The sequence below is a fragment of the Pseudomonas sp. ARP3 genome, from assembly GCF_001029595.1.
Classification (GTDB): domain Bacteria; phylum Pseudomonadota; class Gammaproteobacteria; order Pseudomonadales; family Pseudomonadaceae; genus Aquipseudomonas; species Aquipseudomonas rhodesiae.
Map to the genome: position 1 here is coordinate 247,724 of NZ_LEKF01000001.1, position 25,464 is coordinate 273,187.

Consider the following 25,464-nt stretch of genomic DNA (forward strand, 5'->3'; position numbering starts at 1 on the left):
CAAGCGAGAGAGCATCATGCCCCACGCCGCCCAATTAGCCTCAGCCCCTGCCATCCAGGGGCTTGTTCCCTCCGCAGAGCCGCTCGCCCGGCAGGGTCTTGAACATGCGTTCTCGCAGTTCAACCAGATGTCGAGCCAACTGAGCGACTCCTACAGTCTGCTGGAAGCCCGGGTCTCGGAGCTTAAAGGCGAGCTGGCGGTGGTCAGTGCTCAGCGTATGCAGGAGCTGGCCGAGAAAGAACGCCTGGCCAACCGCTTGCAAAACCTGCTCGACCTGTTGCCCGGCGGCGTGATCGTGATTGACGACCAAGGCCGCGTGCGCGAAGCCAACCCCGCCGCCTGCGACCTGCTGGGACTGCCGCTGGAAGGCGAGCTGTGGCGTCACGTCATCACCCGCTGCTTCGCCCCGCGCGAAGATGATGGTCATGAAATCTCCCTCAAGGATGGGCGTCGACTGTCGATTTCCACCCGTTCCCTGGACGCCGAGCCCGGCCAGTTGGTGCTGCTCAACGACCTGACTGAAACCCGCCACTTGCAAGACCAGTTGGCGCGCCATGAGCGCTTGTCGTCCCTGGGGCGCATGGTCGCTTCTCTGGCGCATCAAATCCGTACGCCCTTGTCGGCGGCGTTGATCTACGCCAGTCATTTGACTGATGAACAGTTGCCGGCCGTGACCCATCAGCGTTTCGCCGGGCGCCTTAAAGAGCGTCTGCACGAATTGGAGCATCAGGTACGCGACATGTTGGTGTTCGCTCGCGGCGAACTGCCGTTGACCGACCGCATCACTCCGGCCGAGCTGATGCAGACCCTGCAGGCGGCGGCCGCCACACACATTCAAGACGCGCAGGTGCGCTGGCAGTGCGACAGCCACCAAGGCGAGTTGCTGTGCAATCGCGACACCCTGGTGGGATCGCTGCTCAACCTGATCGAAAACGCCACCCAGGCCAGCGGCCCCGGCGCGCGGCTCAAGGTGCATCTATATCGCCGTCAAGATTCGCTGCGCCTGTGCATCAGCGACAACGGCAGTGGCATCGACCCGCAGGTGCTGCGGCGTCTGGGCGAACCCTTTTTTACCACCAAGACCAACGGAACTGGCCTGGGCCTGACGGTGGTCAAGGCCGTGGCGCGCGCCCATCAGGGAGAATTGCAGCTGCGTTCCCGGTTGGGGCGCGGCACCTGTGCATTGATGAGCTTGCCGCTGTTTTCAGGCGCGGCAAGCGCGGAGTAAAGAGTCATGGCTATCAAGGTTTTACTGGTGGAAGACGATCGCGCCCTGCGTGAAGCATTGGCTGACACGCTGCTGCTGGCGGGCCATGACTACCGGGCGGTCGGGTCTGCCGAGGAGGCCTTGGAGGCGGTGGCCCAGGAGGCGTTCAGTCTAGTGGTCAGCGACGTCAATATGCCCGGCATGGACGGTCACCAGTTGTTGGCCCTGCTGCGCGCCCGCCAGCCGCAACTGCCGGTGTTGTTGATGACTGCCCACGGTGCCGTGGAACGCGCGGTGGATGCGATGCGCCAGGGCGCGGCGGATTACCTGGTCAAGCCCTTTGAGCCCAAGGCCCTGATCGAGTTGGTAGCGCGCCACGCTCTTGGCGTGATCTCGGCGCACGAAGGCGAGGGTCCGATTGCCATCGAGCCAGCCAGCGCCCAGTTGCTGGAATTGGCGGCCCGCGTGGCGCGCAGCGATTCCACGGTGCTGATTTCCGGTGAGTCCGGTACGGGTAAGGAAGTGCTGGCGCGTTACATTCACCAGCAGTCGACCCGCGCCAAGCAGCCGTTCATCGCCATCAACTGCGCGGCGATCCCCGACAACATGCTGGAAGCCACGCTGTTCGGTCATGAAAAGGGCTCATTCACCGGTGCTATTGCGGCGCAAGCCGGCAAGTTCGAGCAGGCCGACGGCGGCACGATCCTGCTCGACGAGATTTCCGAGATGCCCTTGGGCCTGCAAGCCAAGTTGCTGCGTGTGTTGCAGGAGCGCGAAGTGGAGCGCGTCGGCGCGCGCAAACCGATCCAGTTGGATATCCGAGTGGTGGCCACCACCAACCGCGATCTCGCCGGCGAAGTGGCGGCGGGGCGCTTCCGTGAAGACTTGTTCTATCGCCTCTCGGTGTTTCCGCTGGCCTGGCGCCCTTTGCGCGAGCGTCCGGCGGATATCGTGCCCTTGGCCGAGCGCCTGCTGAACAACCACGTCAAAAAAATGAAGCACGCCCAGGCGCGGCTGTCGGCCGAGGCGCAGGCGTGCCTGATCGCCTATCCATGGCCGGGCAACGTGCGGGAACTGGACAACGCGATCCAACGTGCCCTGATCTTGCAGCAGGGCGGCTTGATTCAACCCCAGGATTTCTGTCTGGCCATGGGCAGTGGCGCGGCGCCGCTGCCGACACTGGCCCCCGCACCGTTGGTCGCCGAGGTGGAAACCGCCAGCGCTTTGGGCGATGACCTGCGTCGCCGCGAATTCCAGATGATCATCGATACCCTGCGCGCCGAGCGCGGCCGCCGCAAAGAGGCCGCCGAACGCCTGGGCATCAGCCCGCGCACCTTGCGCTACAAGTTGGCGCAGATGCGCGACGCGGGCATGGATGTGGAAGCGTATCTTTTCGCCACCTGAAAATAGCCAAGGCGTACAAGGTTTGTCGCCTTTTCTTACGAGTCGCCACGGATCTGGCACCCTTGTTGCTACCTCCCCTAGTAACTGCAGCGTAGTGTCAAATTTTTGCGGGTCGGAGAGAGAAGGTCATGAGCCAGGGTATTGAGTTCAATCGGTTGATGTTGGATATGCGCTCCATGCAGATGGATGCCATGGCTCAACCGAAATCCGTCGCGCCAGCGCCGGAGTTGGGCCAAAGCAGTTTTGCCGACATGCTTGGTCAGGCCATCAACAAAGTCAGCGACACCCAGCAAGCCTCCAGCCAGTTGGCCAGCGCGTTCGAGATCGGCAAGAGCGGTGTGGACCTCACCGACGTGATGATCGCTTCGCAAAAAGCCAGCGTTTCCTTTCAGGCTCTGACCCAAGTGCGTAACAAGCTGGTTCAGGCCTATCAAGACATCATGCAGATGCCGGTTTAAGGGCGAGATTTAAGTCATGGCAGAAGCAGTCGTGGACAACGTACCCGCCAAGACAGAAGGCAAGCCGCCGCTGTTTGGCCTGTCGTTCCTGGAAAACCTTTCGGAAATGACCATGTTGCGTCAGGTTGGCCTGTTGGTCGGCCTGGCTGCCAGCGTGGCGATTGGTTTTGCCGTGGTGTTGTGGTCGCAGCAACCCGATTACCGGCCATTGTATGGCAGCCTGGCTGGCCTGGATTCCAAACAGATCATGGAAACCCTGGCCGCCGCCGACATCGCCTACACCGTGGAGCCCAACTCCGGGGCTCTGCTGGTCAAGGCCGATGACGTCGCCCGTGCGCGCATGAAGCTGGCCGCTGCCGGTGTGACGCCGTCCGACAGCAATATCGGTTTTGAGATCCTCGACAAGGACCAGGGCCTGGGCACCAGTCAATTCATGGAAGCCACCCGTTATCGTCGCGGCCTGGAAGGGGAACTGGCGCGTACCATCTCCAGCCTCAATAACGTCAAGGGTGCCCGCGTGCACCTGGCCATTCCGAAAAGCTCGGTATTTGTGCGTGATGAGCGCAAGCCCAGCGCCTCGGTGCTGGTTGAGCTGTTCGCCGGTCGTTCCCTGGAACCCGGTCAGGTCAATGCCATCGTCAACTTGGTGGCTACCAGCGTTCCCGAACTGAGCAAATCCCAGATCACCGTGGTGGATCAAAAGGGCAACCTGCTCTCCGACCAAGCTGAGAACTCCGCGCTGACCCAGGCCGGCAAGCAGTTCGATTACAGCCGCCGCGTGGAAAGCATGCTGACCCAGCGCGTGCACAACATCCTGCAACCGGTGTTGGGCAATGACCGCTATAAAGCCGAAGTCTCCGCCGATGTGGATTTCAGCGCCGTGGAGTCCACCTCTGAGCAGTTCAACCCGGACCAGCCGGCCCTGCGCAGCGAGCAGTCCACCAGCGAACAACGCACCGCCAGCAATGGCCCCCAAGGTGTGCCGGGAGCCCTGAGCAACCAGCCGCCATCGCCGGCCTCGGCCCCGCAAACCACCGGTGGCGCCGCCGCTACCGCCGGCGCGATCCAGCCTGGGCAACCGCTGCTGGACGCCAACGGTCAGCAGATCATGGACCCGGCCACCGGCCAGCCGATGCTCGCCCCGTACCCGGCGGACAAGCGTAACCAGTCCACCAAGAACTTCGAGCTGGACCGTTCCATCAGCCATACCAAGCAGCAGCAGGGCCGTGTCAATCGCCTGTCGGTGTCGGTAGTGGTCGACGATCAGGTCAAGGTCAATGCCGCAGACGGCGCGGTCACCCGTGCCCCGTGGAGCGCCGACGAATTGGCGCGCTTTACCCGCCTGGTGCAGGACGCCGTCGGCTTCGACGCCAGCCGTGGCGACAGCGTGAGCGTGATTAACATGCCGTTCTCCGCCGAGCGTGGCGAAGTGATTGCCGAGCCTGCGTTCTACTCGCAGCCGTGGTTCTGGGACATCGTCAAGCAAGTGCTGGGTGTGCTGTTCATCCTGGTGCTGGTGTTCGGCGTGCTGCGTCCGGTGCTCAACAACATCACTGGCAATGGCAAGAAACAACTGGCCCTGGCCGGCGGCAGCGATGTCGAGTTGGGTGGCATGGGCGGCCTGGACGGCGAACTGGGCAACGACCGCGTCAGCCTCGGCGGCCCGCAAAGCATCCTGTTGCCAAGCCCGAGCGAAGGCTATGACGCGCAGTTGAACGCAATCAAGAGTCTGGTAGCAGAAGACCCGGGCCGTGTGGCTCAGGTCGTGAAAGAGTGGATTAACGCAGATGAGTGATAATCGAGCCGCTGTTGCCAAGCTCTCCCGAGTCGACAAAGCCGCAGTCCTGCTGCTGTCGTTGGGGGAAACCGACGCCGCCCAAGTGCTGCGCCATATGGGGCCCAAAGAGGTTCAACGGGTGGGCGTGGCCATGGCGCAAATGCGCAATGTGCACCGCGAGCAAGTCGAACAGGTGATGAGCGAGTTCGTCGAGATTGTCGGCGACCAGACCAGCCTGGGCGTCGGCTCCGACAGCTACATCCGCAAGATGCTCACCTCGGCCCTGGGCGAAGACAAGGCCAACGGCTTGATCGACCGCATCCTGCTGGGTGGCAATACCAGCGGCCTGGACAGCCTCAAGTGGATGGAACCGCGCGCCGTGGCCGATGTGATCCGCTACGAGCACCCGCAGATTCAGGCCATCGTGGTGGCGTACCTCGACCCCGACCAGGCTGGTGAAGTGCTGGGTCACTTCGACCATAAAGTGCGTCTGGACATCATCCTGCGCGTGTCGTCGCTCAATACCGTGCAGCCGGCGGCCCTGAAAGAACTGAACACCATCCTGGAGAAGCAGTTCTCGGGCAACTCCAATGCCTCGCGTACCACCCTGGGCGGTATCAAGCGCGCGGCGGACATCATGAACTTCCTCGACAGCTCGGTCGAAGGCCAGTTGATGGACTCGATCCGCGAGATCGACGACACCCTGTCCGGCCAGATCGAAGACCTTATGTTCGTGTTCAACAACCTCTCCGATGTCGACGACCGTGGCATCCAGGCGTTGCTGCGCGAAGTGTCCTCCGATGTGTTGGTACTGGCACTCAAAGGCTCCGACGACGGCGTCAAGGAAAAGATCTTCAAGAACATGTCCAAGCGTGCGTCCGAACTGTTGCGCGACGACCTGGAAGCCAAGGGCCCGGTACGCGTCAGCGACGTGGAAACCGCGCAGAAAGAAATCCTCACCATTGCCCGCCGTATGGCCGAAGCCGGAGAAATCGTTCTCGGTGGGAAGGGCGGCGAAGAAATGATCTAAGGCGTTGTCCATGTCGAGCAAAGATGAGGCACCCAGCGATCTGATTCGCGCACGGGATGTCGGCGGGTTCGACATCTGGTCGTTGCCCAGCTTCGACCCGCATGTGCCTGAACCCGAACCCGAACCGGTGGAAGAACTACCGGTGGAAATGGAAGAAGTGCCGCTGGAAGAAGTCCAGCCGCTGACCCTGGAAGAATTGGAAAGCATCCGCCAGGAAGCCTACAACGAGGGCTTTGCCGCTGGTGAAAAAGACGGTTTTCGTAGCACCACCCTCAAGGTGCGCCAGGAGGCCGAGGCCGCGCTGGCGGTGAAACTGGCCAGCCTGGAGCGCTTGATGGGCAGCTTGTTCGAGCCTATCGCCGAACAGGACACCCAGATCGAAAAAGCCATGGTGCGCCTGGTGGAGCACATGACGCGTCAGGTGATTCAGCGTGAGTTGGCGCTGGACTCCAGCCAGATCGAAAGCGTCATGCGCGAAGCCCTCAAGCTGCTGCCCCTGGGCGTCGGCAATGTGCGGCTATACATCAACCCGCAGGATTTCGAACAGGTCAAAGCCCTGCGCGAGCGCCATGAAGAAACCTGGCGCATCGTCGAAGACGCCGCGTTGCAGCCCGGCGGTTGCCGCGTCGAGACCGAGCACAGCCGCATCGATGCCACGGTGGAAACCCGCATCAGCCAGATCATGGCCAAGTTGCTCGATCAACAGCACGAGCAGGTGCTGAACCCGGCCGAACCGGACCTGAGCATCGACTTGGACGCCCCCGATGCGCCTTGATCGCACCAGCTTCACCAAGCGCTTGAGCGCTTACACCGAAGCCACCGAATTGCCCGGCCAGCCGATCCTGGAAGGGCGGCTGTTGCGCATGGTCGGCCTGACCCTCGAAGCCGAAGGCTTGCGCGCCGCCATGGGCAGCCGCTGCATGGTGATCAACGACGACAGTTATCACCCGGTGCAGGTTGAAGCCGAGGTCATGGGGTTTTCCGGCAGCAAGATTTTCCTGATGCCCGTGGGCAGCCTGGCGGGCATCGCCCCCGGTGCCCGCGTGGTGCCCCTGGCCGATACCGGCCGCCTGCCCATGGGCATGAGCATGCTCGGTCGCGTGCTCGACGGCGCCGGTCGCGCGCTGGACGGCAAGGGCGGTATGAAGGCCGAAGATTGGGTGCCGATGGACGGCCCCACCATCAACCCGCTCAACCGTAACCCCATCAGCGTGCCGCTGGACGTGGGGATTCGCAGCATCAACGGTTTATTGACGGTCGGCCGCGGCCAGCGTCTGGGCCTGTTCGCGGGCACCGGCGTGGGTAAGTCGGTGTTGCTGGGCATGATGACGCGCTTTACCGAGGCCGACATCATCGTGGTTGGGCTGATCGGCGAGCGGGGCCGGGAGGTGAAGGAGTTCATCGAGCACAGCCTCGGCGAGGAAGGTCTCAAACGCTCGGTGGTGGTTGCATCCCCTGCCGACGATGCGCCGCTGATGCGACTGCGCGCCGCCATGTATTGCACGCGCATCGCCGAATACTTTCGCGACAAGGGCAAGAACGTCCTGTTGCTGATGGACTCGCTCACCCGTTTCGCCCAGGCCCAGCGGGAAATCGCCCTGGCCATCGGTGAGCCGCCGGCCACCAAGGGTTACCCGCCGTCGGTGTTCGCCAAGCTGCCTAAGCTGGTGGAGCGCGCCGGTAACGCCGAGGCCGGTGGGGGCTCGATCACCGCGTTCTACACGGTGCTGTCCGAAGGCGATGACCAGCAGGACCCCATCGCCGACTCGGCCCGGGGCGTACTCGACGGCCATATCGTGTTGTCGCGGCGGCTGGCGGAGGAGGGGCACTACCCGGCCATCGACATCGAAGCGTCCATCAGCCGGGTGATGCCGGCGGTGGTCACGCCCGAGCACATGACTCGTGCCCAGCAGTTCAAGCAGTTGTGGTCGCGTTATCAGCAGAGTCGCGACCTGATCAGCGTCGGCGCCTATGTGGCCGGCGGCGATCGCGACACCGACCTGGCCATCGCCCTGCAACCGCAGTTGGTGACGTACCTGCGCCAGGGCCTCAACGACAAGATCAGCATGGGCGAAAGCGAAGCGCACTTGCAGTCTATCTTCGCCCCGGCGCCAGGCGGCTAAGCCATGGCCAGCAGTCGCGCGTCACGCTTGGCCCCGGTGGTGGACATGGCCGAAAAGGCCGAAAAAACCGCGGTGCAGCGCCTGGGGTATTTCCAGGGCCAAGTGCGCTTGGCCGAAAGCAAGCTGGGCGACCTGGAGCGTTTTCGCGGCGAGTACCAGCAGCAGTGGATCGAGCGCGGCGCCAAAGGCGTATCGGGCCAATGGCTGATGGGCTATCAGGGCTTTCTCAACCAGTTGGAAACCGCCGTCGGCCAGCAGCGTCAAAGCCTGGCCTGGCACCAGAACAACCTCGATAAGGCCCGTGAGAGCTGGCAGCAGGCATTCGCCCGCGTCGAAGGTTTGCGCAAGCTGGTGCAGCGCTATATCGATGAAGCGCGGGCGATTGAAGACAAGCGCGAGCAGAAGTTGCTGGATGAACTGTCCCAACGCCTGCCGCGTCCGGAACAGTTCTAAATGACGGACTGTGTTGCCCGCACTCGGTTCAACTGCTAAACCTTGTGTGTACGTCACCTACGACAAGGAAGCAGTCATATGTCAGTCGAGTCAGTTGTATCCCCGGACGGGAAGAAGTTGACCATCGTTATCAAAGGCCGCTTCGATTTCAGCAGCCACCAGCTCTTTCGTGACGCTTACGAGCGGTTCTACAAGGATCCAGATACCTATATCGTCGACCTCAAAGAAACCACCTATTTGGACAGTTCCGCCCTGGGCATGCTGCTGTTGCTGCGAGACCACGCGGGGGGGGACGAGTCTGAGGTCAGGGTGATCAACAGCAACTCCGATGTGCGCAAGATCCTCGCCATCTCCAACTTCGACAAACTGTTCGACATCAATTGAGCGCCCTGGCCCCCGCCCATGAGGCGCTAACGATCCTGATCGCCGATGACAGCGCTACTGACTTGTTGCTGCTGTCGACCATTGTGCGACGTCAGGGGCATCAAGTACTCACCGCCGCCAATGGGCGCGAAGCGGTCGAGGTATTCACGCGCGCGCGTCCGCAACTGGTGCTGATGGATGCGCTGATGCCGGTGATGGACGGCTTCGAAGCCGCGCGCTGGATCAAGCAGTTGTCCGGCGAAGCTTTGGTGCCGATCATCTTCCTTACCTCCCTGACCGACAGCGCCGACCTGGCCGAGTGCCTGGACGCCGGCGGCGATGACTTCCTGGCCAAGCCCTACAACCCGTTGCTCCTGGCCGCTAAGATCAACGCCATGGACCGCCTGCGCCGCCTGCAAGCCACGGTCTTGCAGCAGCGCGACCTGATCGCCAAGCACAATGATTACTTGCTGCACGAGCAGCGGGTGGCCAAGGCGGTATTCGACAAGGTCGCGCATTCGGGCTGTATCAATGCCGCGCCGAATATTCGCTACCTGCAATCGCCCTATGCGTTGTTCAACGGGGACTTGCTGCTGGCGGCCTACACGCCCTCCGGCGATATGCACGTAATGCTCGGCGATTTTACCGGCCACGGTTTGCCGGCAGCAGTGGGGGCCATGCCCCTGGCGGAAGTGTTCTATGGCATGACCGCCAAGGGCTATGGCCTGGCGCAGACTCTGCGCGAGATGAACGCCAAGCTTAAACGTATTCTGCCGGTGGACATGTTCTGCTGCGCGACCCTGCTGTGCCTGAGTACCGATCGGCGCGTGGTCGAGGTATGGAACGGCGGCATGCCCGAGGGCTATGTGCATGAGGTAGCCACGGGTAAGCGTACACCGCTGGTGTCGCGACACCTGCCGTTGGGAGTGTTGTCGGCGGAACTGTTCGACGACCGCACTGAAGTCTGGCCCATGGCCCTGGGCGACCGGGTGTTTCTGCTGTCCGACGGGGTATTGGAAACCGCCGACGCCAATGATCGATTGTTCGGGGTCGAACGCCTGCAACAAGTATTCGACGCCAACCGCGAGCCCGATCGTCTGTTCGACGACATCGAACAGGCGCTGGTCGCGTTTCGCGGTGAAGCCCGCGATGACGTGAGCATGGTGGAGATCACCTTGAGGTCAGGTCTGGCGACGCGCGCCACCGGGCCGTTATACGCCGACAGCGGCCAGTCGTGCCCACGGGATTGGTCAGTGAATTTCGAATTTCGCGCCGAAACTCTCAAGCACTACAACCCGTTACCCTACCTGCTGCAACTGCTGTTGGAGATCCACGGCCTGCGTGCACAGAGCGGCGCGCTCTACAGTGTGATGGCCGAGCTGTACTCCAACGCGCTGGAGCACGGCGTACTCGGACTGGATTCTTTGCTCAAACGCGATGCCCAGGGCTTCGCCGACTATTATCGCCAGCGCAACGAGCGTCTGGCCCAACTGGACAGTGGTTACGTGCGAGTGCAAGTGCAAGTAGCGCCCAATGGAGCGGGCGGGACGATGACCTTGCGGATCGAAGACAGCGGCCCTGGGTTTGACGTGGAAAAAGTGCTGGCGCGGCCGGCGGATACCGACCGTCTGTCTGGGCGCGGCTTGAGCCTGGTACGCCAGCTTAGCCGCGATATACGCTGGTCCGATGGCGGGCGCTGTGTCTGCGTGGAGTTTTCCTGGGAGGCTCTGGCATAATCCGCCGATTCTTGATCAAGGAGCGAGCAAGTGGTCGATGTTCATCTGGACCCTGACGTGTTGTCGGGTTTGCAGGAAGTCATGGAAGGCGAGTACCCCAAACTGCTCGAAACCTTTCTTGACGATTCGCAAAAACGCATCGAAGCGCTGCGCACCGCGCGGGATGACGCTAAAGCATTGGGCAGGATCGCCCATAGCTTCAAGGGCAGCAGCGGTAACCTGGGGGCTGTGCGCCTGGCGCAGTTGTGCCAGCGGCTGGAGCTGGAATCCGGCGAGCCGACAGCAAATCTAGAGGCGCTGGTGGATCAGATCGATCATGAGTTTGCGTTGGTCAAGCCGCTGTATGAGTCGGAGCGCCAGCGGTATCAGGTGTAGCGCCAAATCCGCTGTCAGCAGACACAACCACACTTGGCCCGACTCTTGCTGTAGCTCTCGATACTGCATCCTCGATCCCCATGCAGTGGAGACCTTTATCATGCCAGTCGCCCCGAATTCGCTTCTTCAGGCTGCCCCCGCAGCCAAGTCTCAAGCGCCCGCCGCCAACCCGCCGGCGGTGGCGGCGGACCCACGGGACAAGGGCCCTGGCTTCGCTCAAGTGTTCGCCAGCCAGGGTTCCAAGCCCAGCCTCAAGGGCGATGACAACAGCGTCAAACCCTCTCGCGACAAGCCCGCCGATGCCAGCGCCAAGCCGTCCACTGGGGGGGACAAGCCTGCCGCCAACACACCGGCGGTTGCCGATAGCGGCAATACTTTGCCTGCCAATAATCCACCGGCCAAAGCCGATGACGATTCCCATCAGGACGCCGCCGCCGCCGACCCGAGCCTGGCGCAGCAGCCTGCGGTGGATCCCGCGTTGATCGCCGCTGTCGTGCCGGTCGCGGTGCCTGTGGAAGCCCCGGCTCCTGTCGTTGACTCTGTCGATGCCAATACTCAATTGCCGGTCGCCGCGCCACTCGTGGCCAGCGATGACGCCAAGCCCGCCTTCGACCCCGAGGCCGACCCTCTAGATGCAATGCCCGCCGTACGCCTGGCCATGGAGCAGGGCGGTCATGTGTCGGCCAGCAGCCAGGCTTCGGCGAAAACCGCCTCGGCATCGACCCAGGAACAACCGACCGCCGCACAGAACTTCGCCGCAGGCATGGCCAGCATGGTCGATCAGCAAGCCACCAAGGACAGTACCGACCAAGGCGGCGACAAGGCTTTCAGCGGTTTGATTGACGATGGTCTCAAAGACCTCAAGAGCGCCAGCAGCGACACTCGGGTCGACGACTTCGCCAACCGCCTCGCCGCGCTGACCCAGGCCGCCACGCCGAAGACCGCCAACGCCTTGCCGCCGGTCGCGAACGCGCCGCTGGCCATGCACCAGAGCGGCTGGACCGACGAGATCGTCAACCGCGTCATGTACCTCTCCAGCGCCAACCTCAAATCGGCGGAGATCCAGTTGCAGCCGGCCGAACTTGGACGCCTGGATATCAAGGTCAACATGACCGCCGACCAGCAGGCCCAGGTCAACTTTATGAGCGCCCACCCGGTGGTGCGCGAAGCGTTGGAAAACCAGTCCGGGCGTTTGCGTGAAATGTTTGCCCAACAGGGCATGGGGCAAGTGGACGTCAACGTCTCCGACCAGTCCCGTGGCCAGGAGCAGCAACAGCAACAGGCGCAGACCCGCAGTGTGAGCAGTAGCGGTGGACGCGGTGACGTCGGCGACAGCGGTGGTCACGTTGACGTGGCTGAAGCAGTGGCGCCGGTGACATCGACAGTAATCGGCTCCAGCGCGGTGGATTACTACGCTTGATGGGAGGGGGCTTGCCTCGATAACGGTGTATCAGCCCGCTGATGTATAAGCTGGCACACCCTCATCGGGGGCAAGCCCCCTCCCACATTTTGATCTCGTTTCGTCAATTGCCACTCAAGCTGGAATGCGATTCGAGTGGGAGGGGGCTTGCCCCCGATGAGGGTGTGTCAGTTCATACATCAGTTGACTGGTACGCCGCTATCCGAGGTCAAGCCCACCCCCACACTTTATGGTGTTCCTTTGTCTGTGTTCAGCCAGACAACTCTGGCATAACACTTGCTCTTGCCTTCCCGTAGATCTATGAATCCCCGAATAGTGACGGATTATTGGCATGGCGAAGAGCGACGACGCAGCAGCAAAAGCACCCGCAGGCAAAGGTAAGCTCAAGCTTATTCTGTTGATAGTCGTGGGCCTGCTCCTGGCCATCGGTGCCTCGGTGGGTGGCACCTGGTACATCATGCACAGCAGTGCAAGCAAACCGGCACCCGCCGCCGAGACCGCCACCAACGTCAAGCAACCGGCAATCTTCGAGCCGATGCTTCCGGCCTTTGTCGCCAACTTCAACCAGAACGGTCGTCAGCGCTACCTGCAGGTGAGCATCACCTTGCTGGCGCGCAACCAGTCGGACCTGGAGGCACTCAAGGTGCATATGCCGGTGATCCGCAACAACCTGGTAATGCTGTTCTCCAGCCAGAGTTTCGACACCCTGGCCACGCCGGTCGGCCAGGAAATGCTGCGCCAGAAGGTCACTGCCAGCGTGCAGGAAGTAGCCCAGAAAGAGCTGGGCAAAACGGTGGTCGAACAGGCGCTCTTCACTAACTTCGTATTGCAGTAGGATCACGACATGGCCGTGCAGGACCTGCTGTCCCAGGATGAAATCGATGCGCTGTTGCATGGCGTCGACGATGGTCTGGTACAGACCGAAATGGCTGCCGAGCCCGGCAGTGTCAAAAGTTATGACCTGACCAGCCAGGATCGCATCGTCCGTGGACGCATGCCGACCCTGGAAATGATCAACGAACGTTTCGCCCGTTACACCCGTATCAGCATGTTCAACATGCTGCGCCGCTCGGCGGACGTGGCGGTGGGCGGCGTGCAGGTGATGAAGTTCGGCGAGTACGTGCACTCGCTGTACGTGCCCACCAGCCTCAACCTGGTCAAGATCAAGCCCTTGCGCGGCACCGCGCTGTTCATTCTCGACGCCAAATTGGTGTTCAAGCTGGTGGACAATTTCTTCGGCGGCGACGGCCGCCACGCCAAGATCGAAGGCCGTGAATTCACCCCCACCGAGTTGCGCGTGGTGCGCATGGTGTTGGAGCAGGCGTTCATCGACTTGAAGGAAGCCTGGCAGGCGATCATGGAAGTCAATTTCGAGTACATCAACTCGGAAGTGAACCCGGCCATGGCCAACATCGTCGGTCCCAGCGAAGCCATCGTGGTGTCCACCTTCCATATCGAACTCGACGGCGGTGGCGGTGACCTGCACGTGACGATGCCGTACTCGATGATCGAACCGGTGCGCGAGATGCTCGACGCCGGCTTCCAGTCCGACCTGGACGACCAGGACGAGCGTTGGGTCAAAGCCCTGCGCGAAGACTTGCTGGACGTCGACGTGCCGCTGAGCGCCACCGTGGCCCGCCGTCAGTTGCGCCTGCGCGACATCCTGCACATGCAGCCGGGGGACATCATCCCGGTGGATTTGCCGGAACAAATGGTCATGCGCGCCAATGGCGTGCCGTCGTTCAAGGTCAAGCTCGGTTCCCACAAGGGCAACCTGGCATTGCAAGTGGTTGAGCCGATCAACCGTCGCTGATTCCTAATTTATGAATGTTTGCTTCGCCGAGGACATGTAATGGCTACCGAACACGAAAACACTTCCGCCGAAGACCAGGCCCTGGCCGACGAATGGGCGGCGGCCCTGGAAGAGACCGGCGATGTCGGTCAGGACGATATCGATGCGCTGTTGGCCGCTGACGCCGCCACCGCGCCGGCTGGCAATCGTCTGCCGATGGAAGAGTTCGGCAGCGTGCCGAAGAACAACGACCCGGTGACCCTCGACGGTCCGAACCTTGATGTGATTCTGGATATTCCGGTGTCGATTTCCATGGAAGTGGGCAGCACCGACATCAACATCCGCAACCTGCTGCAGCTCAACCAGGGCTCGGTGATCGAGCTGGACCGCCTGGCCGGTGAACCGCTGGACGTGCTGGTCAACGGCACGCTGATCGCCCATGGCGAGGTGGTGGTGGTCAACGAAAAGTTCGGCATCCGCCTGACAGACGTGATCAGCCCAAGCGAACGCATCAAGAAGTTGCGCTGATATGAAGCGGCTGATGGTGGGGCTGTTGATCGCGTTGGCGCTGCCCGTGTGGGCGGCGGAGCCGGTGGCCCAGGCCGCTGCGGCGCCGGTGGTCGGCAGTGTCGGCGGGCAGTTGACCCAGCTGGTGCTTGGCCTGCTGCTGGTAGTGGGCTTGATCTTCGTGCTGGCCTGGCTGATGCGCCGGGTGCAGCGCGTAGGCCCTGGCAATGGCCAGGTGATCGAAATGATCGGAGCCCGCGCCCTCGGCCCGCGCGATCGGCTGGTGCTGGTGCAGGTGGGGGAGGAACAGATCCTGCTTGGTATCACACCTGGTCGCATCACCCCACTGCACGTACTCAAGACACCGGTAAATGTGGAGCAGACCCAGTCCGCCACGCCCGAATTCGCCCAGCGCCTGATGGAATTGCTGGGCAAGGATCAGAAGGATAAGAAGTAATGCGCGTTTTATTGACGCTCATGCTGTTGCTGGCCGCGCCCTTGGCGCTGGCCGCCGACCCGTTGTCGATCCCGGCCATCACGCTGGGGACCAACGCAGCGGGCGCGCAAGAGTATTCGGTGAGCCTGCAGATCCTGCTGATCATGACCGCGCTGAGCTTTATCCCAGCGTTCGTCATGCTGATGACCAGTTTCACGCGGATCATCATCGTCTTTTCGATCCTGCGTCAGGCGTTGGGCCTGCAGCAGACTCCGTCGAACCAGATCCTCACCGGCATGGCGCTGTTCTTGACGCTGTTCATCATGGCGCCGGTATTCGACAAGGTGAATACGCAAGCCCTGCAACCCTATCTGGCGGAGAAAATGACCGCCCAGGACGCCATCGACAAGGCTCAGGGCCCGATCAAGGACTTTATGCTGTCGCAAACCCGCGCCAGCGACCTTGAGCTGTTCATGCGCCTGTCCAAGCGCACCGACATCGCCAGCCCCGACCAGGCGCCGTTGACCATTCTGGTGCCGGCATTTGTCACCTCCGAATTGAAGACTGCGTTCCAGATCGGCTTCATGATCTTTATTCCGTTCCTGATCATCGACCTGGTGGTGGCGAGCGTGCTGATGGCCATGGGTATGATGATGCTGTCGCCGCTGATCATCTCGTTGCCGTTCAAGATCATGCTGTTTGTGCTGGTGGATGGCTGGGCGCTGATTATCGGCACCTTGGCCGGCAGTTTCGGAGGGGTATAGCGCTATGACGCCAGAAGTCGCCGTCGACCTGTTCCGTGAAGCGCTGTGGCTGACCACCGTGATGGTCGCCGTGCTGGTGGTGCCCAGCCTGTTGGTGGGCTTGCTGGTGGCGATGTTTCAGGCCGCAACCCAGATCAACGAACAAACCTTGAGCTTCCTGCCGCGCCTGTTGGTGATGCTGGTTACCCTGATCGTCGCCGGGCCTTGGCTGGTGCAGTCTTTCATGGAATACATCCTGCAGTTGTACGGCAGTATTCCGCAGTTGATCGGCTGACCCGATGCAATCCTTGCTGGCCTTGACCGACACCCAGATCAGTACCTGGGTGGCGTCCTTCATCCTGCCGCTGTTTCGCGTGACGGCGATGTTGATGGCCATGCCGGTGTTCGGCACAACCCTGGTACCGCGGCGCGTGCGCTTGTATTTCGCCGTGGCGATCACCGTGGTGATCGTGCCTGGGCTGCCGCCGATGCCGCCGGTGAATGCGCTGGACCTGAGTGCGCTGCTGCTGATCGCCGAACAGATCCTGATCGGCGCCTTGATGGGCTTTTCCCTGACGTTGTTCTTTCAGGCTTTCGTGATTGCCGGGCAAATCATCTCGGTGCAGATGGGCATGGGCTTCGCCTCCATGGTCGACCCCACCAACGGCGTGTCGGCGGCGGTGATCGGGCAGTTCCTGACCATGCTGGTGACCTTGCTGTTCCTGGCCATGAACGGCCACTTGGTGGCGTTCGAGGTGATGACCGAGAGCTTTACCACCTTGCCGGTGGGCTCGGGGCTGGTGGTTAACCATTTCTGGGAAATCGTCGGGCGCCTCGGCTGGGTGATGGGGGCGGCGCTGTTGCTGGTGTTGCCGGCAATCACGGCCCTGCTGGTGGTCAACATTGCGTTTGGCGTGATGACCCGCGCGGCGCCGCAACTGAACATTTTTTCCATCGGTTTCCCATTGACCCTGGTGTTGGGCATGGGGATTTTCTGGGTCGGCCTGGCCGACATTCTCAATCAGTATCAACCGCTGGCGACCGACGCCTTGCAGTTCTTACGTGACCTGGCACGGGCGCGCTGACCATGGCTGAGAGCGAGAGTGGTCAGGACAAAACAGAAGACCCCACGGAGAAACGCAAAAAGGACTCCAGGGAGAAGGGCGAGATCGCCCGCTCCAAAGAGCTCAATACCGTTGCGACCATGATGGCCGGTTCCGGGGCCCTGTTGATCTACGGCGGCGGTCTGGCGCTGGATCTGATGGAGCTGATGAAGCACAACTTCAGCTTGCCCCGCGAAGTGCTGCTCAGCCCCGGCGCCATGGGCCAGTATTTGCTGCATTCTGGCCAGATCGCGATCCTGGCCGTGCAGCCGATCCTGATTACTTTGCTGCTGGCTGCGCTGATCGGCCCCGTGTCCCTCGGCGGTTGGTTATTCGCCGCCAGCAGCATGGCGCCCAAGTTCAGCCGCATGAACCCGGCCGCGGGGCTCAAGCGCATGTTTTCGGCCAAGGCGCTGGTCGAGCTGCTCAAGGCCCTGGCCAAGTTCATCCTGATTCTGTTCGTGGCCATTTCGGTGTTGTCGTCCGATATCGATGACTTGCTGCGCATCGCCCATGAGCCCCTGGAGTCGGCGATCATCCACAGCGTGCAGGTGGTGGGTTGGAGTGCGCTGTGGATGGCGGCTGGACTGATCCTGATCGCGGCGGTGGATGCACCGATCCAACTGTGGGAAAGCCACAAGAAACTGCTGATGACCAAGCAAGAAGTGCGTGACGAGCACAAGGATCAGGAAGGTCGGCCCGAGGTCAAACAGCGCATCCGCCAACTGCAGCGCGAGATGTCCCAGCGCAAGATGATGGCCTCGGTGCCGGATGCCGACGTGGTTATCACCAACCCGACCCACTACGCCGTGGCCCTGAAATACGACCCGGAGAAGGGCGGAGCGCCAATGCTGCTGGCCAAGGGCAGCGATTTCACCGCGTTGAAAATCCGCGAAATTGCCGTGGCCAACGACATTCTGCTGCTGGAATCGCCGGCGTTGGCGCGCTCGATCTTTTACTCCACCGACCTCGATCAGGAAATCCCTGCCGGGTTGTACCTGGCCGTGGCCCAGGTGTTGGCCTATGTCTATCAGATTCGCCAGTACCGCGCCGGCAAAGGCAAGCGGCCCGATCCGCTCAAAGACCTGCCCATCCCGCCGGACCTGCGCCGCGACTCCTGATCGCCACGCCTGTGCTGAGCAGGCTTGCCATCTACTGCCTTCCACGCCTGCTACCACTCGTCGCGCGATCTCGTCTACCTGTCAACTTTGACAGTAGTCAGTGTCGCGTTCTCGCGGTTCCATAGCCTGAGTGACTGCACCTCAAGATGCAGGGAGTGGGTTAATGCAGGTGTTTACAGGCAAGGTTCAAACGTATGACCCGCGGACCGGTAAGGGTTTGATTGCGCCGGAGGGGAGGGGCGAGGTGGTGGCGGTCGATTTACTCAGCTCGGGAGGTCGCTTGCTTTCGCAAGGACAGAGAGTGGTGTTCCAGAAGATCCATCGCCCGGATGGTGTTTACGCGTGCGAGATCAAGTTGATCTGAGTGTTTTATTGAAGTGTATGGAGAACGGCAATGGCGACGGGCACGGTTAAGTGGTTCAACGCGGAGAAGGGCTTTGGGTTTATCACCCAGGAAGGTGGGGGCGATATATTTGTCCACTACTCGGCCATAAAGAACGACGGGTTCAAGACGCTTGAAGAGGGGCAAAAAGTGGAGTTCGAGGTTACCCAGGGGCCCAAAGGGGCTCAGGCTGAAAACGTCCGCGTCCTTTGAACTTCAGGTCTTCGGTGCTGGAGCGGGCCTCCTGAAGACGATCCTCACTCCTTGCCATAAATTCCCTCAGCAGCACTGGCTGTACACAGCTCAAATGTGGGAGGGGGCTTGCCCCCGATGGTGGTGTATCAGGCACTTGATCCGCGCCTGACAGACTGCAATCGGGGGCAAGCCCCCTCCCACATTTGGAGTGATTGACACCCGATGCCCCGGGGTGTTTGTGAGGTTCTCCAGGCACAAAAGTAAAGTTGGAAGGCTTCTTGCAACACCGCCTGCAAGTCGCCAGCTGGCGTCAAAAGTTTGCTTCAAGGAAACGAGGAATACCGGTGGTGGATCGCTCTCAAATGCTCAGTACGGCCCGTGGCACCCTGACTGACCTGTCGCGGGGCAATCTGGGTGTGCCGTTGCTGTTGCTGGTGATGCTGGCAATGATGATGTTGCCGATGCCGCCGTTTCTGCTGGACGTGTTCTTCACCTTCAACATCGCGCTGTCCGTGGTGGTGCTGCTGGTGTGTGTGTATGCCCTGCGGCCGCTGGATTTTGCGGTGTTCCCCACCATCCTGTTGGTGGCGACCCTGTTGCGCCTGGCGCTGAACGTGGCGTCCACCCGGGTGGTGATGCTCCACGGTCAGGACGGCCACGCCGCTGCCGGTAAGGTGATCCAGGCCTTCGGTGAAGTGGTGATCGGCGGTAACTACGTGGTCGGTATTGTGGTGTTCGCAATCCTCATGATCATCAACTTCGTGGTGGTGACCAAAGGTGCCGGGCGGATCTCCGAAGTGAGCGCGCGCTTTACCCTCGACGCCATGCCCGGCAAGCAGATGGCCATCGACGCCGACCTCAACGCCGGCCTGATCGACCAGAACCAGGCCAAGACCCGCCGCTTGGAAGTTGCCCAGGAAGCCGAGTTCTACGGTTCCATGGACGGTGCCAGCAAATTCGTGCGCGGTGACGCCATCGCCGGCCTGTTGATTCTGTTCATCAACCTGATCGGCGGCATGGCGGTGGGTATCTTCCAGCACGGTATGAGTTTTGGCGATGCCGGTAAGGTGTACGCCTTGCTGACCATCGGTGACGGTTTAGTGGCGCAATTGCCATCACTGTTGTTATCTACAGCGGCCGCGATCATGGTGACCCGTGCGTCGGGCTCCGAAGACATGGGCAAGCAGATCAGCCGGCAGATGTTCGCTTCGCCCAAGGCTTTGGCCGTGGCGGCCGGCATCATGGCGATCATGGGGATCGTGCCGGGCATGCCCCATGTGTCGTTCCTGACCATGGCCGCGCTGGCCGGCGGCGCCGCCTACCTGTTCTGGAAAAAACAGAACATGGTCAAAGTACAGGCCCAGCAAGAGATCGTCCGTCAGCAGGAGCTGCTGCCATCCCCGGCCCGCGCCCAGGAAACCAAGGAGCTTGGCTGGGATGACGTGACCCCGATCGACATGATCGGCCTGGAAGTCGGCTACCGCCTCATCCCGTTGGTCGACCGCAACCAAGGCGGCCAATTGCTCGCGCGGATCAAGGGTGTGCGCAAAAAGTTGTCCCAGGACCTGGGCTTTTTGATGCCCACCGTACACATCCGCGACAACCTCGACCTGGCCCCCAGCGCTTACCGCTTGACCCTGATGGGCGTGATCCTGGCCGAAGCCGAGATCTACCCCGACCGCGAACTGGCGATCAATCCCGGGCAGGTGTTCGGCAGCCTCAATGGCATTACCGCCAAAGATCCGGCTTTTGGCCTGGACGCGGTGTGGATCGAAATCAGCCAGCGCAGCCAGGCACAGTCCCTGGGTTACACCGTGGTGGACGCCAGCACGGTAGTTGCCACCCACCTCAACCAGATCCTCTACAAGCACTCCCACGAGCTGATCGGCCACGAGGAAGTCCAGCAATTGATGGGGTTGCTCGGCAAAGCCTCGCCAAAACTCGCCGAAGAACTGGTGCCGGGCGTGCTGTCGTTGTCGCAATTGCTCAAAGTGTTGCAAGCGCTGCTGGCCGAACAGGTGCCGGTGCGCGACATCCGCAGCATTGCCGAAGCCATCGCCAACAACGCCGCCAAGAGTCAAGATACCGCCGCGCTGGTGGCGGCAGTGCGCGTCGGATTGTCGCGCGCCATCGTGCAAAGCATTGTAGGGCTTGACTCCGAGCTGCCTGTGATCACCTTGGAACCAAGGTTGGAACAAATATTGCTCAATAGTATTCAGAAGGCAGGACAAGGCCAGGAAGAGGGCGTTCTGCTGGAGCCAAGCATGGCTGAAAAACTGCAGCGTTCGTTGATCGACGCAGCACAGCGTCAGGAAATGCAGGGCCAACCGGTGATTCTGCTGGTGGCGGGCCCGGTCCGAGCGATGTTGTCGCGGTTTGGACGCCTGGCAGTACCGAATTTGCACGTTTTGGCTTACCAGGAAATTCCTGACAACAAGCAAGTGACTATCGTCGCGACAGTAGGGCCCAACGGCTGAGGGTAGTGGGTTATGCAAGTGAAGCGTTTTTTCGCCGCCGATATGCGTCAGGCCATGAAACTGGTCCGTGATGAGCTGGGCGCCGATGCCGCGATTATCGGTAACCGTCGCATTGCCGGCGGTGTCGAGCTGACGGCTGCCCTGGACTACACCCCCTCGGCGCTGGCGCCGCGCGTTCCCAACATGGAACTCGAAGATGAACTGCGCAAGACCGCATCGCGCATCGTCTCGGCCCAGGCTGAACTGAGCATGCGTGGCGACAGCGATGCCACCACCAATCGCCAGTTGTTCGCCGGGCTGCCACTGACCGCCGCCGAGCCGTTGGTGGAACCAACCTTCGTCGAGCCACCGCGTCCCGCCGCGCCGGCACCGGCCGCCGCGATCGACCAGCGCGTATTCGATTCGATGCGCTTTGAACTCAACGGCCTGCGCGAGCTGCTGGAAGTGCAACTGGGCTCCCTGGCCTGGACCCAACTGCAAGGCAGCAAGCCGCAGCAAGCCAACCTGTGGCGTCGCCTGCAACGCATCGGCCTGTCCGGCCCGTTGTCCCGCGACCTGCTGGCCCTGACCACTGAAATCGCTGAGCCGCGCCAAGCCTGGCGCATGCTGCTGGCCCACTTGGCCCGCATGATCGTCACCCCGGAAATCGAACCTCTGGAAGAGGGCGGTGTGATCGCCATGGTCGGCCCCGCCGGCATGGGCAAGACCACCACCCTGGCCAAACTGGCGGCGCGCTATGTGCTCAAGTACGGCGCGCATAACATCGCGCTGGTGAGCATGGACAGCTACCGTATCGGTGCCCAGGAACAACTCAAGACCCTGGGGCGCATCCTGAATGTGCCGGTGACTCACGTCGATCCGGGCCAATCCCTGGCCAACGCCCTCGACCCGCTGCTGCGCAAACGTGTGGTGTTGATCGACACCGCCGGCCTGCAAGCCAGCGATCCGGCGCTGCGCATGCAGTTGGAAAGCCTGGCCGGGCGTGGCATCAAGTCAAAAAATTATCTGGTGCTTGCAACCACCAGTCAGAAACAGGTTCTTACCGCTGCCTACCACAGCTACAAGCGCTGCGGGCTGGCCGGTTGCATCCTGACTAAACTGGACGAAACCGCCAGCCTGGGCGAAGTGTTGAGCCTGGCTATCGGTCATGCGTTACCGGTCGCCTACCTGACCGACGGGCCGCGGATCCCGGATGATCTGCATCTGCCGCGGCGTCATCAGTTGGTCAGCCGTGCAGTCAGCGTGCAAATGCAAGACGAGCCGAGCGAGGAAGCGATGGCCGATATGTTCGCTGATCTTTACCACAGCCCGGCAAAACGGGTGGGCTGAGCAACATGAACACAATGCAATGTACCTACATCGATGGTCTGCAAGCGATTCACGCGGCCAAGCCATGTAGCCTGCGTCTAAGCAAGACAAGGTAAAGAAATAAAATGGGCAGCATGCATCCCGTACAGGTGATCGCGGTGACCGGCGGCAAAGGTGGCGTCGGAAAAACGAACGTGTCAGTGAATTTGTCCCTGGCGCTGGCAGAGCTTGGCCGTCGCGTCATGCTGCTGGACGCTGACCTGGGGCTGGCGAACGTCGACGTTCTGCTGGGTCTGACGCCCAAACACACCCTGGCCGATGTGATCGAGGGACGCTGTGAGCTGCGCGACGTGCTGCTGCAGGGCCCTGGCGGGATCCGCATCGTGCCGGCCGCTTCCGGCACTCAAAGCATGGTGCACCTGAGCCCGGCGCAGCATGCCGGCCTGATTCAGGCGTTCAGCGATATCGGCGACAACCTCGACGTGCTGGTGATCGACACCGCCGCCGGGATCGGCGAATCCGTGGTCAGCTTTGTGCGCGCCGCGCAGGAAGTGCTGCTGGTGGTCTGCGACGAACCCACCTCGATCACCGACGCCTACGCCCTGATCAAACTCCTTAATCGTGACTACGGCATGAACCGCTTCCGCGTCCTGGCCAACATGGCCCAGAGCCCCCAGGAAGGACGCAACCTGTTCGCCAAGTTGACCAAGGTCACGGATCGCTTTCTCGATGTCGCCTTACAATACGTCGGCGCAGTTCCCTACGACGAGTGTGTGCGCAAGGCCGTGCAAAAGCAGCGTGCGGTCTACGAAGCATTCCCTCGTTCGAAATGCGCCTTGGCGTTCAAGGCTATTGCTCAGAAGGTCGATACCTGGCCTTTGCCCGCCAACCCGCGCGGGCATCTGGAGTTTTTCGTCGAGCGATTGGTGCATCAGACGAGCGCAGGACCAGTGCTATGACATCGAGCGGCTACAACCTCTATAAGAAATCGGCGCGTGACAGCCAGGGTGAACTGATCGAGCGCTATGCGCCCCTGGTCAAGCGCATTGCCTACCACTTGCTGGCCCGGTTGCCTGCCAGCGTGCAGGTCGAAGATTTGATTCAGGCCGGCATGATCGGCCTGCTCGAAGTGTCGACCAAGTACGACGCAACCAAGGGCGCGAGTTTCGAGACCTATGCGGGTATCCGTATCCGTGGGGCGATGCTCGATGAAGTGCGCAAAGGTGATTGGGCACCCCGTTCGGTGCACCGCAATACGCGCATGGTCAGTGACGCAATTCGTGCAATTGAAGCAAAAACCGGTCGCGACGCTAAAGATCATGAAGTTGCGGCCGAACTCCAATTGAGTCTCGACGATTATTACGGGATTTTGAACGATACCTTGGGCAGCCGCCTGTTCAGTTTCGACGACCTGCTGCAGGACGGCGAACACGAAGGGCTGCACGAGGACGGCGCGAGCGCTCACATGGAGCCGTCGCGCGACCTGGAAGATGCGCGTTTCCAGGGGGCGTTGGCGGACGCGATCGCCAATTTGCCGGAGCGTGAACGATTGGTGTTGGCGCTGTACTACGACGAAGAGCTGAACCTCAAGGAAATCGGTGAGGTCCTGGGGGTCAGCGAATCGCGAGTCAGCCAGTTGCACAGCCAGTGCGCCGCCCGCTTGCGGGGGCGTTTGGGAGAGTGGCGAGCGCGCTGACAGGCAGTGTGGGGACACTGCAGAGCGATACCGCGGGGGCGATTGGCCTGCGCGGGTTCGGCCCGTGGTGGCCCCGGCAGTCCTTTTTGTGTAATGCCTGTTGATTGAAATGGCGCGTCCAGGTGCTGGGCGCGTTTAAGACTGCTTGGAGGTCGAATTGGACAAGAACATGAAAATCCTCATCGTTGATGACTTCTCAACGATGCGGCGGATCATAAAAAACCTGTTGCGTGACCTTGGGTTCACCAACACGGTCGAGGCGGACGATGGCATTACTGCACAGCCGATCCTCAACAGCGGAGGCATCGACTTTCTGGTGACGGACTGGAACATGCCGGGCATGACCGGTATCGACCTGCTGCGCTGGGTGCGCGCCGATGAAAAACTGCGCAACCTGCCGGTGCTGATGGTAACCGCCGAAGCCAAGCGCGAGCAGATCATCGAGGCCGCCCAGGCCGGTGTTAACGGTTATGTGGTCAAGCCATTCACTGCACAGGCGTTGAAAGAGAAGATCGAAAAAATCTTCGAACGCATCCACGGCTAATGCCATCGCGGGGGAGCTATGGAGCATCAAGAAACGTCACAGGGAGACTTTGAGTCCACCCTGAAAAAACATGCTCACCAACTGGTCGACAGTCTTGAAAAAGGCCATTTCGGCGACGCGGTGCAGTTGATCCATGAGCTCAATCAGACCCGTGACCGAGGCCTGTACCAGGAAGTGGGCAAGCTCACACGCGAGCTGCACAGTGCAATCGTCAATTTCCAGATTGACCCGCACATGCCCCAGGCCGAAGAAATCTCGCAGATCACGGATGCCACCGAACGCCTGTCCTATGTGGTCAGGCTGACCGAGGCCGCGGCCAACCGCACCATGGACCTGGTGGAAAACGCCACGCCTCTGGTCAACGGCATGGCCACCGAAGCTCAGGCCCTGAATGCCGACTGGGGTCGTTTTATGCGCCGGGAAGTGGGGGCTGAAGAGTTCCGCGAGCTGGCGCGCCGGGTCGAAGGGTTCTTGTCACGCAGCGAGCAGGACAACCGCACGGTGTCCAGCAACCTCAACGATATTCTGCTGGCTCAGGATTACCAGGACCTGACCGGTCAGGTGATCAAGCGCGTGACGCAATTGGTCACCGAAGTGGAAAGCAACTTGCTCAAACTGGTGCTCATGGCCGGTCAGGTTGACCGTTTCGCCGGCATCGAACATGACCGCGCAGCGATCCTCTCGGAAAAAGATCCACAAAAACATCTCGCCAAGGGTGAAGGTCCGCAGATTCATGCCGATAAACGTGAAGACGTTGTGTCAGGTCAGGATGACGTAGATGACCTGTTATCCAGTTTAGGCTTCTAAGGAGCAC

At 61.3% G+C, this 25,464-nt stretch carries 28 protein-coding genes; all 28 read left to right on the plus strand.

Annotated elements, in window-relative coordinates; genetic code table 11:
• Positions 1 to 16: 16 nt before the first annotated feature.
• Positions 17 to 1,228, plus strand: a complete 1,212-nt coding sequence (locus ABX75_RS01135) for a PAS domain-containing sensor histidine kinase (protein ID WP_047881320.1) — start codon at positions 17 to 19, stop codon at positions 1,226 to 1,228.
• Positions 1,229 to 1,234: 6 nt separating this feature from the next.
• On the plus strand, positions 1,235 to 2,611 hold the full coding sequence (locus ABX75_RS01140; protein ID WP_034114734.1) for a sigma-54 dependent transcriptional regulator: 1,377 nt from the start codon (positions 1,235 to 1,237) through the stop codon (positions 2,609 to 2,611).
• A 128-nt stretch (positions 2,612 to 2,739) separates the two neighbouring features.
• The gene (fliE, locus tag ABX75_RS01145; protein WP_034099500.1) at positions 2,740 to 3,069 is read left to right on the plus strand and encodes a flagellar hook-basal body complex protein FliE; all 330 of its coding nucleotides are present in this window, start codon (positions 2,740 to 2,742) and stop codon (positions 3,067 to 3,069) included.
• A 16-nt stretch (positions 3,070 to 3,085) separates the two neighbouring features.
• Positions 3,086 to 4,864: a flagellar basal-body MS-ring/collar protein FliF gene (gene fliF / locus ABX75_RS01150; protein WP_034099499.1), complete on the plus strand. Its 1,779-nt coding sequence runs from the start codon at positions 3,086 to 3,088 to the stop codon at positions 4,862 to 4,864.
• Positions 4,857 to 5,876, plus strand: coding sequence for a flagellar motor switch protein FliG (gene fliG, locus ABX75_RS01155; protein ID WP_034099497.1), 1,020 nt, complete (start codon positions 4,857 to 4,859; stop codon positions 5,874 to 5,876). The genes fliF and fliG overlap by 8 nt, the downstream gene beginning before the upstream one ends.
• Before the next feature lie 10 nt (positions 5,877 to 5,886).
• Positions 5,887 to 6,651, plus strand: coding sequence for a flagellar assembly protein FliH (gene fliH, locus ABX75_RS01160; protein WP_034099495.1), 765 nt, complete (start codon positions 5,887 to 5,889; stop codon positions 6,649 to 6,651).
• The gene (gene fliI, locus ABX75_RS01165) at positions 6,641 to 7,999 is read left to right on the plus strand and encodes a flagellar protein export ATPase FliI (RefSeq protein ID WP_034099493.1); all 1,359 of its coding nucleotides are present in this window, start codon (positions 6,641 to 6,643) and stop codon (positions 7,997 to 7,999) included. The genes fliH and fliI overlap by 11 nt, the downstream gene beginning before the upstream one ends.
• Before the next feature lie 3 nt (positions 8,000 to 8,002).
• A complete protein-coding gene (gene fliJ / locus ABX75_RS01170; RefSeq protein WP_034099491.1) occupies positions 8,003 to 8,452 on the plus strand; it encodes a flagellar export protein FliJ in 450 nt (149 codons plus the stop codon).
• A gap of 78 nt (positions 8,453 to 8,530) precedes the next feature.
• On the plus strand, positions 8,531 to 8,836 hold the full coding sequence (locus ABX75_RS01175; RefSeq protein ID WP_034099489.1) for an STAS domain-containing protein: 306 nt from the start codon (positions 8,531 to 8,533) through the stop codon (positions 8,834 to 8,836).
• Entirely contained in the window at positions 8,833 to 10,551 is a 1,719-nt protein-coding gene (locus ABX75_RS01180) for a fused response regulator/phosphatase (protein WP_034099488.1), read from the plus strand. The genes ABX75_RS01175 and ABX75_RS01180 overlap by 4 nt, the downstream gene beginning before the upstream one ends.
• 30 nt (positions 10,552 to 10,581) lie before the next feature.
• Positions 10,582 to 10,926, plus strand: a complete 345-nt coding sequence (locus ABX75_RS01185) for an Hpt domain-containing protein (RefSeq protein WP_034114730.1) — start codon at positions 10,582 to 10,584, stop codon at positions 10,924 to 10,926.
• A gap of 100 nt (positions 10,927 to 11,026) precedes the next feature.
• Positions 11,027 to 12,346, plus strand: a complete 1,320-nt coding sequence (locus ABX75_RS01190; RefSeq protein ID WP_047881321.1) for a flagellar hook-length control protein FliK — start codon at positions 11,027 to 11,029, stop codon at positions 12,344 to 12,346.
• Between the two features lie 331 nt (positions 12,347 to 12,677).
• The gene (gene fliL, locus ABX75_RS01195; protein WP_034099481.1) at positions 12,678 to 13,181 is read left to right on the plus strand and encodes a flagellar basal body-associated protein FliL; all 504 of its coding nucleotides are present in this window, start codon (positions 12,678 to 12,680) and stop codon (positions 13,179 to 13,181) included.
• Positions 13,182 to 13,190: 9 nt separating this feature from the next.
• Positions 13,191 to 14,159 (plus strand): flagellar motor switch protein FliM, encoded by a 969-nt coding sequence (gene fliM / locus ABX75_RS01200; RefSeq protein ID WP_034099479.1) that lies wholly within the window; start codon positions 13,191 to 13,193, stop codon positions 14,157 to 14,159.
• 39 nt (positions 14,160 to 14,198) lie between these two features.
• Positions 14,199 to 14,666, plus strand: a complete 468-nt coding sequence (gene fliN / locus ABX75_RS01205) for a flagellar motor switch protein FliN (RefSeq protein ID WP_027603860.1) — start codon at positions 14,199 to 14,201, stop codon at positions 14,664 to 14,666.
• 1 nt (position 14,667) lies between these two features.
• Entirely contained in the window at positions 14,668 to 15,102 is a 435-nt protein-coding gene (gene fliO / locus ABX75_RS01210; RefSeq protein ID WP_034099475.1) for a flagellar biosynthetic protein FliO, read from the plus strand.
• Positions 15,102 to 15,845 (plus strand): flagellar type III secretion system pore protein FliP, encoded by a 744-nt coding sequence (gene fliP, locus ABX75_RS01215; RefSeq protein ID WP_034099473.1) that lies wholly within the window; start codon positions 15,102 to 15,104, stop codon positions 15,843 to 15,845. Before fliO ends, fliP begins: the two co-directional genes overlap by 1 nt.
• A 4-nt stretch (positions 15,846 to 15,849) precedes the next feature.
• A complete protein-coding gene (gene fliQ, locus ABX75_RS01220; protein ID WP_034099472.1) occupies positions 15,850 to 16,119 on the plus strand; it encodes a flagellar biosynthesis protein FliQ in 270 nt (89 codons plus the stop codon).
• Between the two features lie 4 nt (positions 16,120 to 16,123).
• Positions 16,124 to 16,909 carry a flagellar biosynthetic protein FliR gene (gene fliR / locus ABX75_RS01225; RefSeq protein ID WP_034114727.1) on the plus strand — a complete coding sequence of 262 codons (786 nt, stop codon included), beginning with the start codon at positions 16,124 to 16,126 and terminating at the stop codon, positions 16,907 to 16,909.
• Positions 16,910 to 16,911: 2 nt separating this feature from the next.
• The gene (gene flhB, locus ABX75_RS01230) at positions 16,912 to 18,048 is read left to right on the plus strand and encodes a flagellar biosynthesis protein FlhB (RefSeq protein ID WP_034099468.1); all 1,137 of its coding nucleotides are present in this window, start codon (positions 16,912 to 16,914) and stop codon (positions 18,046 to 18,048) included.
• A 163-nt stretch (positions 18,049 to 18,211) separates the two neighbouring features.
• Positions 18,212 to 18,412: a cold shock domain-containing protein gene (locus ABX75_RS01235; RefSeq protein WP_047881322.1), complete on the plus strand. Its 201-nt coding sequence runs from the start codon at positions 18,212 to 18,214 to the stop codon at positions 18,410 to 18,412.
• A gap of 30 nt (positions 18,413 to 18,442) precedes the next feature.
• Positions 18,443 to 18,643: a cold-shock protein gene (locus tag ABX75_RS01240; protein ID WP_034099467.1), complete on the plus strand. Its 201-nt coding sequence runs from the start codon at positions 18,443 to 18,445 to the stop codon at positions 18,641 to 18,643.
• Positions 18,644 to 18,987: 344 nt separating this feature from the next.
• The gene (flhA, locus tag ABX75_RS01245) at positions 18,988 to 21,102 is read left to right on the plus strand and encodes a flagellar biosynthesis protein FlhA (protein WP_219730051.1); all 2,115 of its coding nucleotides are present in this window, start codon (positions 18,988 to 18,990) and stop codon (positions 21,100 to 21,102) included.
• Positions 21,103 to 21,114: 12 nt separating this feature from the next.
• Positions 21,115 to 22,431, plus strand: a complete 1,317-nt coding sequence (gene flhF, locus ABX75_RS01250; protein WP_034099465.1) for a flagellar biosynthesis protein FlhF — start codon at positions 21,115 to 21,117, stop codon at positions 22,429 to 22,431.
• Positions 22,432 to 22,535: 104 nt separating this feature from the next.
• Positions 22,536 to 23,369: a flagellar synthesis regulator FleN gene (gene fleN, locus ABX75_RS01255; RefSeq protein WP_003192912.1), complete on the plus strand. Its 834-nt coding sequence runs from the start codon at positions 22,536 to 22,538 to the stop codon at positions 23,367 to 23,369.
• Complete coding sequence (fliA, locus tag ABX75_RS01260) at positions 23,366 to 24,106, plus strand: RNA polymerase sigma factor FliA (RefSeq protein WP_034099464.1); 741 nt, start codon at positions 23,366 to 23,368, stop codon at positions 24,104 to 24,106. The genes fleN and fliA overlap by 4 nt, the downstream gene beginning before the upstream one ends.
• Before the next feature lie 169 nt (positions 24,107 to 24,275).
• The gene (locus ABX75_RS01265) at positions 24,276 to 24,650 is read left to right on the plus strand and encodes a chemotaxis response regulator CheY (RefSeq protein WP_162276696.1); all 375 of its coding nucleotides are present in this window, start codon (positions 24,276 to 24,278) and stop codon (positions 24,648 to 24,650) included.
• A gap of 18 nt (positions 24,651 to 24,668) precedes the next feature.
• Positions 24,669 to 25,457 carry a protein phosphatase CheZ gene (locus ABX75_RS01270; RefSeq protein WP_034114724.1) on the plus strand — a complete coding sequence of 263 codons (789 nt, stop codon included), beginning with the start codon at positions 24,669 to 24,671 and terminating at the stop codon, positions 25,455 to 25,457.
• Positions 25,458 to 25,464: the final 7 nt, after the last annotated feature.